The organism is Streptomyces sp. MBT53 (assembly GCF_016654115.1).
Taxonomy (GTDB): domain Bacteria; phylum Actinomycetota; class Actinomycetes; order Streptomycetales; family Streptomycetaceae; genus Streptomyces.
Genome location: NZ_JAEQAZ010000328.1, coordinates 1 through 11428 on the forward strand (window position 1 = coordinate 1; position 11428 = coordinate 11428).

The 11428-nt window shown below is 68.5% G+C and carries 13 protein-coding genes and 6 tRNA genes; 11 read left to right on the top strand and 8 right to left on the bottom strand.

Annotated elements, in window-relative coordinates; all coding sequences use genetic code 11:
- Positions 1–147: 147 nt before the first annotated feature.
- The 5 genes from JHN45_RS49845 to JHN45_RS49865 all read right to left on the bottom strand — a co-directional run bounded on the left by JHN45_RS49845 (position 148) and on the right by JHN45_RS49865 (position 619).
- Positions 148–219, bottom strand: a tRNA-Val gene (locus JHN45_RS49845).
- A gap of 34 nt (positions 220–253) precedes the next feature.
- Positions 254–325, bottom strand: a tRNA-Val gene (locus JHN45_RS49850).
- A gap of 34 nt (positions 326–359) precedes the next feature.
- Positions 360–431 (bottom strand) — tRNA-Val (locus JHN45_RS49855).
- 1 nt (position 432) lies between these two features.
- Positions 433–506 (bottom strand) — tRNA-Cys (locus JHN45_RS49860).
- Between the two features lie 40 nt (positions 507–546).
- Positions 547–619 (bottom strand) — tRNA-Gly (locus JHN45_RS49865).
- Positions 620–798: 179 nt separating this feature from the next.
- On the opposite strand from JHN45_RS49865, the gene JHN45_RS49870 reads away from it, so the two are divergent.
- The 3 genes from JHN45_RS49870 to JHN45_RS49880 are packed head-to-tail and all read left to right on the top strand — an operon-like array spanning position 799 to position 3538.
- Complete coding sequence (locus tag JHN45_RS49870) at positions 799–1842, top strand: chorismate-binding protein (RefSeq protein WP_201056090.1); 1044 nt, start codon at positions 799–801, stop codon at positions 1840–1842.
- Positions 1839–2660 (top strand): aminotransferase class IV, encoded by an 822-nt coding sequence (locus JHN45_RS49875; RefSeq protein ID WP_201056091.1) that lies wholly within the window; start codon positions 1839–1841, stop codon positions 2658–2660. The genes JHN45_RS49870 and JHN45_RS49875 overlap by 4 nt, the downstream gene beginning before the upstream one ends.
- A 53-nt stretch (positions 2661–2713) precedes the next feature.
- Positions 2714–3538, top strand: a complete 825-nt coding sequence (locus tag JHN45_RS49880) for an N-acetyltransferase (protein WP_201056092.1) — start codon at positions 2714–2716, stop codon at positions 3536–3538.
- A gap of 27 nt (positions 3539–3565) precedes the next feature.
- Here the strand turns inward: JHN45_RS49880 and JHN45_RS49885 are convergent, their stop codons facing one another.
- Positions 3566–4081: a DsbA family protein gene (locus JHN45_RS49885; protein ID WP_200711378.1), complete on the bottom strand. Its 516-nt coding sequence runs from the start codon at positions 4079–4081 to the stop codon at positions 3566–3568.
- 256 nt (positions 4082–4337) lie between these two features.
- On the opposite strand from JHN45_RS49885, the gene JHN45_RS49890 reads away from it, so the two are divergent.
- Positions 4338–4781: a hypothetical protein gene (locus tag JHN45_RS49890; protein WP_200711377.1), complete on the top strand. Its 444-nt coding sequence runs from the start codon at positions 4338–4340 to the stop codon at positions 4779–4781.
- 164 nt (positions 4782–4945) lie between these two features.
- Entirely contained in the window at positions 4946–5098 is a 153-nt protein-coding gene (locus tag JHN45_RS49895; protein ID WP_019059824.1) for a hypothetical protein, read from the top strand.
- A 64-nt stretch (positions 5099–5162) separates the two neighbouring features.
- Here JHN45_RS49895 and JHN45_RS49900 read toward each other — a convergent pair whose 3' ends face one another.
- Positions 5163–5723, bottom strand: a complete 561-nt coding sequence (locus tag JHN45_RS49900; RefSeq protein WP_200711376.1) for a CGNR zinc finger domain-containing protein — start codon at positions 5721–5723, stop codon at positions 5163–5165.
- 303 nt (positions 5724–6026) lie between these two features.
- The gene (locus JHN45_RS49905; RefSeq protein ID WP_004002642.1) at positions 6027–6440 is read right to left on the bottom strand and encodes an SsgA family sporulation/cell division regulator; all 414 of its coding nucleotides are present in this window, start codon (positions 6438–6440) and stop codon (positions 6027–6029) included.
- A 191-nt stretch (positions 6441–6631) separates the two neighbouring features.
- On the opposite strand from JHN45_RS49905, the gene JHN45_RS49910 reads away from it, so the two are divergent.
- From JHN45_RS49910 to JHN45_RS49935, 6 genes are all read left to right on the top strand, one after another.
- Complete coding sequence (locus tag JHN45_RS49910; protein ID WP_200711375.1) at positions 6632–7108, top strand: TIGR02611 family protein; 477 nt, start codon at positions 6632–6634, stop codon at positions 7106–7108.
- Between the two features lie 78 nt (positions 7109–7186).
- Positions 7187–7258: transfer RNA gene (locus JHN45_RS49915), tRNA-Val, on the top strand.
- A 344-nt stretch (positions 7259–7602) separates the two neighbouring features.
- Positions 7603–8889 (top strand): ABC transporter substrate-binding protein, encoded by a 1287-nt coding sequence (locus JHN45_RS49920; protein ID WP_201056093.1) that lies wholly within the window; start codon positions 7603–7605, stop codon positions 8887–8889.
- Positions 8889–9857, top strand: coding sequence for a carbohydrate ABC transporter permease (locus JHN45_RS49925; protein WP_234468192.1), 969 nt, complete (start codon positions 8889–8891; stop codon positions 9855–9857). Before JHN45_RS49920 ends, JHN45_RS49925 begins: the two co-directional genes overlap by 1 nt.
- Positions 9854–10726 carry a carbohydrate ABC transporter permease gene (locus tag JHN45_RS49930; protein WP_200711372.1) on the top strand — a complete coding sequence of 291 codons (873 nt, stop codon included), beginning with the start codon at positions 9854–9856 and terminating at the stop codon, positions 10724–10726. Before JHN45_RS49925 ends, JHN45_RS49930 begins: the two co-directional genes overlap by 4 nt.
- A 4-nt stretch (positions 10727–10730) precedes the next feature.
- Entirely contained in the window at positions 10731–11321 is a 591-nt protein-coding gene (locus JHN45_RS49935) for a hypothetical protein (RefSeq protein WP_201056094.1), read from the top strand.
- The last annotated feature ends 107 nt before the right edge of the window (positions 11322–11428 follow it).

Consider the following 11428-nt stretch of genomic DNA (forward strand, 5'->3'; position numbering starts at 1 on the left):
TGGCCGAAGCTCTTGTGGCGGCGGTGGCCACTACGGCGGTCACGGCAGCCACCACCGCCACAAGAGCTTCGGCCACATGCTGTTCTCCAGCTGACCGGCACACGGAAGAACCCCCGGCCGTACGAGACGGCCGGGGGTTCCGGGGTGTGGACGATACTGGGATTGAACCAGTGACCTCTTCCGTGTCAGGGAAGCGCTCTCCCGCTGAGCTAATCGTCCTCGGGACCACGATCCGGAGATCATGGGCGGTGCGTGCGCGATACTGGGATTGAACCAGTGACCTCTTCCGTGTCAGGGAAGCGCTCTCCCGCTGAGCTAATCGCGCGGGGATCCTCGCGGACCAAGTCCTTGCGGACCAGTGGACGATACTGGGATTGAACCAGTGACCTCTTCCGTGTCAGGGAAGCGCTCTCCCGCTGAGCTAATCGTCCTTGGAGGTGGAGACGGGATTTGAACCCGTGTAGACGGCTTTGCAGGCCGTTGCCTCGCCTCTCGGCCACTCCACCAGGAGTGCGGGGGGTCGGGAAGATCCCCCACTTTCCTGCGAGCGGACGACCAGGTTCGAACTGGCGACCTCAACCTTGGCAAGGTTGCGCTCTACCAACTGAGCTACGTCCGCTTGTCGTTTCCGCTCGGCTTGCGCGTCGCGGCGACGAGTTGAACTCTAGCGGATTCCCCGGCCAGCACAAAAACGCGTTTGTGCAGCGTGCTGGCCTGCGACTACGGGAACGCATGGTCAGGGCACCCGCGGTGACATGGCCGGGCAACCTGTGAGACACCCGCCATAGACTCGACGGCGTGCTCGACCTCGTCCCTCTCGCCCGTTTCGGCGGCCGTGTCGCCGCCGGCCTCCTCGATGTCACCAGCGATCCCGCGGCCCTGGACTCCACCGGCTTCTGGGCGGTCGCGGCCGACTTCGAGGGCCGTCTGACCTGCGCGCGCTTCCGCGACGTACGCCCCGAACCGGTCCCGGCACCCGCCCCCGGCGCCTGGCACGGCCCCGCGACCGACGCCTGGACCACCTCCCTCGACCGCGCCGCCTACACCGCCGGCGTCCGCCGCATCCGGGAGCACATCGCGGCCGGCGAGGTCTACCAGGCCAACCTGTGCCGTGTCCTGTCCGCGCCGATCGCCCCCGACGCCGACGTGGACGCCCTCACGGCGCTGCTCGCACGCGGCAACCCGGCGCCGTACGCAGGAACGATCCGGCTGCCCGGGCACGGCGTGGAGATATCCACCGCGTCACCCGAACTCTTCCTGCGCCGTACCGGGCGGGTCGTCGAGTCGGGCCCGATCAAGGGCACCGGGCGGACGGAGGCGGACCTCCTGCAGAAGGACTACGCCGAGAACGTGATGATCGTGGACCTGGTCCGCAACGACCTCGGGCGCGTCTGCGCCACCGGGACCGTGACCGTGCCGGACCTGTGTGTCGTCGAGAAGCACCCCGGTCTCGTCCATCTCGTGTCGACCGTACGAGGCGAGCTGCCCGCAGCCGCCGGCTGGCCGGAGCTGCTGGCCGCCGCCTTCCCGCCCGGGAGTGTCACCGGCGCCCCCAAGTCCAGTGCGCTGCGCATCATCGACGCCCTGGAGACCGCACCCCGGGGCCCGTACTGCGGGGGCATCGGCTGGGTCGACGCCGACCTGGGGACCGGTGAACTGGCCGTCGGCATCCGCACTTTCTGGATCGACCGCGCCGACGGCATGCTTCGCTTCGGCACCGGCGCCGGCATCACCTGGGGGTCGGACCCCGAGGGGGAGTGGCGGGAGACCGAGCTGAAGGCGTCACGACTGCTCGCGGTAGCGTCGGGCGCGTACGAGGTGAGCGGAGGGGCTCTTTCATGAAGATCTGGCTCGACGGCGGGCTGCAGGACACCGAGTCCGCCCGTGTCTCCGTCTTCGACCACGGACTGACCGTGGGCGACGGCATTTTCGAGACGGTGAAGGCGACGGACGGGAAGACGTTCGCGCTGACCCGCCATCTCGACCGGCTGACCCGCTCCGCGCGCGGCCTCGGCCTGCCCGACCCCGACCTCGACGAGGTCCGCCGCGGCTGCGCGGCCGTCCTCGACGCCAACCCGCTGCCGTTCGGCAGGCTGCGCATCACCTTCACCGGCGGCCACGGCCCCCTCGGATCGGATCGTGGCGAGCACGGGCCGACCCTGGTGATCGCGCTGGGCGAGGCGAAGCGCCGCCCCGACTCCACAGCCGTGGTCACCGTCCCCTGGACCCGCAACGAGCGCGGCGCCCTCGTCGGCCTGAAGACCACCTCCTACGCCGAGAACGTCGTCGCCCTCGCCCGCGCCCACCAACACGGCGCGTCCGAAGCCCTGTTGGCCAACACGGTCGGCCAACTCTGCGAAGGCACAGGGTCGAACGTCTTCGTCGTCCTGGACGGCGAGATCCACACCCCGCCGGTCACCTCCGGCTGCCTCGCTGGCATCACCCGGGCCCTGACCGTCGAATGGACCGGCGCCAAGGAGACCGACCTGCCGCTGGACGTCCTGGAGCGCGCCGACGAGGTCTTCCTGACCTCCTCGCTGCGGGACGTACAGGCCGTCCACCTGCTCGACGACCGCCAACTCCCGGGCGTGGCAGGGCCGGTGACCGCCAAGGCCATGCGCGTCTTCGACGAGCGGTCGGCCGACGACCTTGATCCGTAGAAGCCCCATTTAAAGGGCTGACCTGCGGCTCCAGGTCGGGTAGAACACAGGAGATGACCACGACCCTGCGGCCGACCGAGCCGCTGCAGCGCGAGGCCGACGGGACGCGTTCACGCCGTTACCAGGTGTGTGTGAACAGCCGTCCCGTCGGCGCCATACACCTCGGCACGAGTCCGCTCTTCGGCGATTCGGTGGCCCGGATCCTGGACCTGCGCATCGAGGAACCGGACCGCCGGCGCGGCCGGGGCACCGTGGCCGCGCTCGCCGCCGAGGAGGTGGCGCGGGGATGGCGCTGCGACCGGATCGAGGCATCCGTGCCTGCCGAAGCGGAGGCGGCGCTCAAGGTGGCGACGGCTCTCGGTTACGTCGTCCGCAACCGCCACATGGAGAAGCCGCTCGGCGACACCGCGCCCGAACTGCCCGCGGGGAGCCGGGGGCGGCCCATGACCTCGGAGGAGTTCGACCCCTGGAAGGAACTCGACACCGAGTCGTTCGTACGGAGCTGGACCGAGCGCGGGGTGCCCGAGGCCGAGGCCCGGACCAGGGCTCTGGACAGCAACGCCGAACTGCTGCCCGACGGACTCGCCACCGCGGACATGCTCATCAGCGTCCTGGAGCACGAGGGCACGGTGGTGGGCACGCTCTGGACCGGCCTCCGTGACGGCAAGGCCTTCGTCTACAAGGTCGAGTCCGACGCCCGCTACCGGGGCAAGGGCCACGGCCGCTCCCTGATGCTCCTGGCCGAGGCGCAGGGCATCGCGGCCGGTCTGCCGGCCATCCGGCTGAACGTCTTCCAGGGCAACACCCCGGCCGAGCGGCTCTACGAGTCACTCGGCTACGAGACGGTCACCTACCACCTGTACAAGAGCCTGCTCTGAGGCGTGCGTCGAGACCCGCTCCGGGGCTCACTCGCCCTCGGCGAGCAGCCGGTCGGCGATCTCCTCGACGCGGGCGCGCAGCCCTTCCTGGCTCTTGCCGCCGTCGAGGCGTTCGCCGTCGATGACATACGTCGGGGTGCCGGTCACGCCGATGGCCTTGCCCTCGGCCTGGTCGGCGTCGACGATCAGGATGTGCCGGCCGTCGATCAGGGCGGTGTCGAACTCCTCGGCGTCCAGGCCGAGTTCGCCGGCCACCTCGACCAGGAAGGGTTCTCCCCTACGGTCCAGCTCCTCGACCCGGGCGAGCACGGCCTCGACGTAGTCCCAGCCCCGCCCCTGCTCCACGGCCTCCTCGGCGGCCTGCGCGGCGGCGAAGGAGTGCTTGTGCTTGTCCACGGGGAAGTGCCGCAGCCGCAGTTCCAGCCGGTCGCCGTAGCGGGCCCGCAGGGCGCGCAGATCGTCCAGCGCGGTGCGGCAGTCCGAGCACTGGAGCTCGCACCAGACGTCGAGGACGGGGGTGCGCGCGGGGGAGAGGTCACTCATGGGACCAGTCTCCCAGCCCCGGATCCACCGTCCCAACCGGGATCACGCGGACCTCGGGGCGCGGGTGTACGACGACGACCGGCACCTGGGGAGGATGCGACCCGGAGATGTCCCTGATGTCCTACCGGGGCATGGCCTCCCGGGGACCGGACGGTGCAGGATGGAAGGGACGAAGTGCGACCTGCCGGACCGACGTGTCCGAGCGGACCGACCTCGTCCGACCGAGACTGCCCGACGGAACTGCCTGGAGGACCGGATGATTGCCGAGACCGTCTGTTCCGCCGTCTCCGCGGCAGGCCTGGGCATCGCGGCGGTCACCGCGTACCGCAAGCGTTTTCTCTCCGCCGCGCGTATCGCCGCCTATTCGCTGGTGCCCGTGGGCCTGGTGATGACCGGGGTCGTCGGCTGGGCCGCCGACACCGCGTTCAGTCCCGTGGCCTGGGCGGGCTTCGTCGTACTCGGCGGTGCCTGGCTGCTCTTCTCGGGCACCCGCGCCGTGGAGCGCCGCCGTGGCGGTACCCGCAAGGAGCGCAGGGCGGCCCGGGCCTCGGACCGGTCGGACGCGGTGGCGCCCACGGCCTCCGCGCCCTCCCTCGGCCCTGCCGTGCGCCCGGCGTCCCGGCCCGCCGCCGCGCCCCGCGCCAAGAGCGGGGACGACTTCAGCGACATCGAGGCCATCCTGAAGAAGCACGGCATATGACGGCCGCACAGCGACTGAAACGACACAGAGCGAGCCGGGTCCGCCGGTAAGTGTTCAGGACGCGACGCGACCCGAAACGGACATCACGGAATTCGGCGAACTCCCTCTCCTATCGGGCGTGTTGATCGCGTGAGGGGTCCTCGCTGCGTCATCATCGCGGCGAGATGCTGGACACGACACAGAGCGACGCCGCGCCGCCGAAGGACGAGCCGCGCGGCTGCCTTTTCGCCCTTTCCCAGCCACCGCTGATGATCTTCCTTGCGGTGATCGGGTGTCTGCTGCTCATGGCCTCGCTGCACGACCTGCTGATGCTGTGAGCCGTACTCGTGGTCCCCGACGTCACCCGCCGGGGGCCACGACCTCATCGAGAGACGCCGACCCTCAGCCCGCCGCTTCCTTGCGCCGGGCCCGGTACGCGGCGACATGCAGCCGGTTTCCGCAGGTCCGGCTGTCGCAGTACCTGCGCGAGCGGTTCCGGGACAGGTCGACGAAGGCGCGCCTGCAGTCGGGGGCCTCGCAGCGGCGCAGCCGCTCCTGTTCGCCGGCCACCACGAAGAACGCGAGCGCCATCCCGCAGTCGGCGGCGAGATGGTCGGCGACCGAGGCGCCGGGCGCGAAATAGTGCACGTGCCAGTCGTAGCCGTCGTGGTCCGTGAGGCGGGGTGTGGTGCCCGCGGCGGCGACCAGGTCGTTGATCAGTCCCGCTGCGGTCCGGGGGTCCGGCGCCCCGAACACCGCGGTGAACCGGCCGCGGATCTTGCGCACGGCGGAGAGGTCGAACTCCGAGAGCTCGCCGACATCGCTGATCTCGTGGTTTCGTACGAAATCCGTCAGCAGCGCGACGTCCGACAGTCCGTCCGGCGCCGCGGCGTCCTCCGGTGCGGTGTTCACCAGATCCACCACGGTGTCGAGGGCACACCGGGTGTCGTGGGTGATCAGCACGTTTAGCTCCCTGGCCTGGGGGTCGGGCGGGCGCCCGCCGATGCTGGCCGATGGTAGTGGCTTCCCGGAGGGCGGCCCCTGCCCTGTGAACGCCTTCGTGTCCCTCACGGTTCCCCGGACTACGGAGAGTCGCCCCCTGCGTGGCCGATAGGGGACCGTCGGCAGCGGGCACCGCACGCACCGGCGCCGCCCCCGCGACGAATCGCGGCGACGGCGCCGGTGTGTGCCATATGCGGTTGTCCAGGCCCGAGCCGTCTCCCCGAGTTCGGACGGCGCCGGGTGGTTCTGGGTCGGGGCCTTGCGCTAGCTCTCCGCCAGGATGTGCGACAGCTCCTGATCCAGGTCGAAGTGCCGGTGCTCCGTGCCGGGTGGCACGGCGGCGTCCGTCCGCTTCAGGAAGGACTCCAGGGCCCGTGCGGGAGCCTCCAGCAGGGCTTCGCCCTCGGGAGAGCTCAGTGCGATGCAGACGACGCCCTGACCGTGACTACGGGATGGCCAGACACGGACGTCGCCGGTACCGGTGGGCCGGTGGAGGCCCTCCGCGAGAAGGTCGCGGGCGAACACCCACTCGACGGTCTCCTCGGCTCCGGTGTGGAAGGTGGCGTGCACGGCGTAGGGGTCGGCCGTGTCGTACCTCAGGCCTGCGGGAACAGGCAGGGATGACTCGCTCGACACAACGAGGCGCAGGTGCAGCTCGCAGCTGACCGTGGTGTTCATAAGCGCCAGGGCCTTTCGCTCAGTGTGCGCTCGGGGATTCGCACGTCGGCGAAATCGACATGCCACCTACGGTGCCGTTGTAAACCCCTCTGAGTGTTTTGCGTGCCTTTACGTAACTCTTCCGGCCGAGGGCTCGATCGCTCGGTGCGGCCATTCCGGTGACCGGTTTCCCTCGGGTAGGGTTTGTCCGTATGAATACGGGGAGTGACGGGCCGGGTGAGGTTGTCGTGGCGTCGGACGGAGTGGCCGACGAGGCGCCGGACGGGGCTGGAGCGGACGGGGCGAGGGACGAGCGGGGGCTCGGTTCCAAGGCGCCGGAATTCGTCAAGGCGCGCCGTGCGCTGCATCTGAGCTGGCAGGTCGGTGTTTTCGTGATCGGCCTCGCGGTCGTGGCCGCCGGCATCGTCATGCTGCCGCTGCCGGGACCCGGCTGGGTGGTGATCTTCGGCGGTATGGCGATCTGGGCGACCGAGTTCGTCTGGGCGCAGCTGGTGCTCCGCTGGACGAAACGCAAGGTCACCGAGGCGGCACAGCGCGCGCTCGATCCCGCGGTGCGCCGTCGCAACATCGTCCTGACCTCGATCGGCCTGGTGATCGTGATCGCGCTTGTGGGCGTCTACGTCTGGAAGTTCGGTGTCGTGATGCCCTGGAAGATCAAGGATCAGTGACCCGGTGGCAGCGCCTGGGTGCCTTGCTGTGCTGGTCGGAGGCACCCGCTGACATGGGGTAATGTTCTCCGTGCGTCCGGGCGATTAGCTCAGTGGGAGAGCGCTTCGTTCACACCGAAGAGGTCACTGGTTCGAACCCAGTATCGCCCACCCGGACCGACGGCCCGCCTGTGATCACGCAGGCGGGCCGTCGTCGTTCGCCCGCCGGCGGCGAGAAGTCAACTCCCCGCCGCCCAGGCCTTTTTCGGCCGGTCGCCGACCAGTGCGGCAGGCCGCTTCCTGTTCGGCCGGCCGATCGCGGCCGTCTCACCTGCGATGTCCGTCCCGCTGCTCCCGTGATGCGCCCGGCGGCGCCGTCGTAGCGCTCAGCCGGTCCACAAGAAATTCCTGTCCGAATCATTGACGCACTCCGAGGGCCTCCGTAACTTGTGCCAGCAAGCGCTTACTTGAAACGATTCATGCAGGTGGCAACGACGCTACGGGGAGGGCCCGTCATGGGAACCGGCACGAATGTGGAGAGGCGTACGGTCTTGAAGGCCGCCGGAGTCTCGGCGGTCACGCTGGGACTGGCCGCGACGGCCTGCGGTGGCAACGACGGCACGTCCGCGGACGGGACGGTGACGATCCGTTACTCGTGGTGGGGTGCCGAGGAGCGGGCGAAAAAGATCAATCAGTCCATCGCGCTCTTCGAGAAGAAGTATCCGAAGATCAAGGTGAAGACGGACTTTCAGACGTATCAGTCGTTCTGGGAGAAGTTCCAGACGCAGGCCGCGGGCGGAAATCCGCCGGACGTATTCCAGAACGCCGTCGGATTTCTTCGGAAGTACGACAAGAGAGGCATTCTGCTCGACCTCAACTCTCAGGTAAAAGCAGGCAATCTGAGCCTGGATCACTTCCGCGCGGGCGTCACCAAGGTCGGCGAGGTCGACGGAAAACAGCTCGGTGTTCCGGTCGGCTCCAACACCATGGCGCTGGTCATCGACAAAAAGGTGTTCGAGAAGGCGGGCGTCGACCCGGCCACGGGCTGGACCTGGGACGACTACTTCAAGGCCCTCAAGACGATCCACGACAAGACGAAAGTCCCGGGCGACACGGGCTACTTCGCCATCATGTACCTGTACGACCTCTACCTCCGCCAGAACGGCGAGGCGTTCTTCACCAAGGACGGACTCGGTTTCGACAAGTCAGATCTGACGGAGTGGTGGACGGACGGCTACGGCCGCGTGAAGGCCGGAATCGTCACCGACCCGAAGGTCGTCGCCCAGGACCAGCCCAAGTCCTCGCTCTCCGCCGGACACGGAGCCTCGGAGTTCACCTGGGACAACTTCACCGTCCGCTACTCGGCGGAGGGCAGCAGCACCTACGGCCTCGCCCCGATCCCCACCATGGACGGCAAGGACACCGGCCAGTACCTCGCCTCGCTGATGCTGAGCGCCTCCGCTCACACCGCGCACCCCAAGGAAGCCGCGCAGTTCATCGACTTCATGGTCCACGACCCGGCGGTCGGCCAGATCATGGGCTACGACCGCGGCATCCTGGCCAGCACAGAGCAGTACGCGGCGTTCAAGCCCACCGACACGGTGAGCAAGGAGATCGCGCAGTACGAGGACACCACCGCCAAGTCCGGCGTCCTCGGCACGATCACCCCGCACCCCTCCGGCGCCGACACCGTCGAGGCCGCGTTCCTGCGCATCGGCGGTGACCTCGGCCAGGGCAAGACCAAGGTCACGGATGCGGTGAAACAGTTCTTCACCGAGTCCGAGGCCGCCTTCCAAGCCTGATGGGAACCGCCGTGACGCTCGTCAAGGACTCCGTGCCCACCACCCGGAAGGCACGCTCCGCCGCCCCCGTCACCAAGGGGCGGCGGGGCCGCCGGGAGAACCTCGCCGGCTATCTCTTCATGTCCCCCTGGATCGCGGGCTTCCTGCTGCTGACCGCGGGCCCCATGGCCGCCTCGCTCTACTTCGCGTTCACCGACTACAACCTCTTCAACAGCCCGAAGTGGGTCGGCCTCGACAACTTCACCGCGATGTTCGACGACCCGCGTTGGCGGAAGTCCGTCGAGGTCACGGCGAAGTACGTCGTCATCGGCACCCCTCTGAAACTGCTGCTCGCCCTCGGCGTCGCCCTGCTGCTGGCCCAGAGCCGCCGCGGCCAGGCCTTCTACCGGGCCGCGTTCTACGCCCCGTCGCTGATCGGCGCGAGCGTCTCGATCGGCTTCGTCTGGCGGTCGCTCTTCTCCGACGGCGCCGTGGTGGACCGTACGCAGTCCTTCCTCGGCTTCCATGTCGGCGGCTGGGTGGGCAACGCCGACTGGGTCCTCTACTGCCTGGTCGCGCTGACCGTCTGGCAGTTCGGGGCACCCATGGTCATCTTCCTGGCCGGGCTCAAACAGGTGCCACGGGAGCTGTACGAGGCAGCCGAGATGGACGGCGCCGGACCCTTCCGCCGCTTCTGGAGCATCACGCTGCCGATGATCTCCCCGGTGCTGTTCTTCAACGTGCTGCTGGAGACCATCCACTCGTTCCAGATCTTCGGCTCGGCGTACGTCGTCTCCAACACGTACTGCGGTCCCGCCGACGCCACCCTCGTCTACACCTGTTACCTCTACCAAAAGGGCTTCAAGGACGCCCAGATGGGCTTCGCCGCCGCGATGGCCTGGATGCTGCTGCTCGCCGTGGCACTGGTGACCGCCGTCCTCTTCTGGTCGCAGAAGAAGTGGGTGCACTACGAGGAGGACGCCCGATGAGCGCCACCACCACGAAGCCCCCGGCCCTCGGTCGCCGCCACACCGGATCCCTGGTCTGGCACCTCGGCGCGCTGCTGATCCTCGCGGTGATCCTCTATCCGGTGCTCTGGGTCATCGGTGCTTCGTTCAAGCCGAGCAAGGACATCATCAACAGCCTCCAGCTGTTCCCGGGCCACCCCATCCTGTCCAACTTCAAGGGCCTCGCCGACGGCATAGCCGACATCAAGATCTGGACCTTCTTCGAGAACTCCCTTTTCTACGCGCTCGGTTCGGTCGTGGGCATCCTCGTCTCCTGCTCCCTGACGGCGTACGCCTTCGCCCGTATCAGGTTCGCCGGCCGCAACCTGCTCTTCTCCCTGATGATCGGCACGCTCCTGCTGCCGTACCACGTGCTGCTGATCCCGCAGTACGTGATGTTCCAGAAGCTCCAACTGGTCAATACCTACGTCCCGTTGCTCATCGGCAAATACCTGGCGACCGAGGCGTTCTTCGTCTTCCTGATGGTGCAGTTCATGCGGAACCTGCCGAAGGAACTGGACGAGGCCGCCCGCCTCGACGGCTGCGGACACCTCCGCATCTACTGGTCGATCGTGCTGCCGCTGTGCCGCCCCGCGCTCATCACCAGCGCGATCTTCACCTTCATCAACGCCTGGAACGACTTCATGGGCCCATTGATCTACCTCAATGAACCCAGTAAGTACACCGTCTCCCTCGGCCTGATGATGTTCCGCGACTCCGACGGCGTGGCGGCCAACTACGGCGGAATGATCGCCATGTCGCTCGTCGCGCTGCTGCCGGTGCTGCTGTTCTTCCTCGCCTTCCAGCGCTACCTGATCGACGGTATGGCGACCTCCGGACTGAAGGGCTGAGACGGTGGCCGGAGCACGTGTGAAGGCGCGGAAGGAGTCGGTCTTCGCTGAGCGGTTCGGGGTGTTCGCCGAATGTCTGCTCACCGGGGTGTGGATCGCCGTCGCGTCGGCGGGAGTTGTCACGTATCCCGCCGCATTCGCCGCCGGGGCACGGCACTTGAGGCGCCGCACCGGTCATGTGGGCGGCGGCTGGCGGGAGTTCGTCGCGGACTTCCGGGCGGCCGTGCGCGGCGGGTGGCTCGTCGGCCTCGCCGGGTGGGGTGCGGGGGCCGCCGTGTGGGTGGACGTCCAGGCCGTGCGGGCCGGGCTGCCCGGTGGGCCGCTCGTCGGTGCCGTCGGGGTGTTCGCGCTGCTCGGGCTCGTCGTCGCCGGAATGCGCGCGGCGGCGGTCTGGGCGCCGGGGGACACCTGGCGGGCCCTGCTCGCCGAGGCCGGCCGCCGTACGGTCCTCGACCCCGCCGGTTCCTTCCTGCTCGTCGGTGGACTGGTCCTCGTCGGCTGTTCCGCCCTGATCGTCGCACCGCTGGCGGTCCCCGTGCTGGGAGCCGTCGCCGCGGCGGCCGTCGCGGTGGAGGAGCGGTACCGCAGCCGCTGACGGGCGGTTCTACGGCAGCGGACCCCTGCCGTATCTCCATCTGTCATGCCCCTGACCAAACGGACGTGAGAAACGCTACCCGCACGGAAAGGACTTCCCAATCGTGA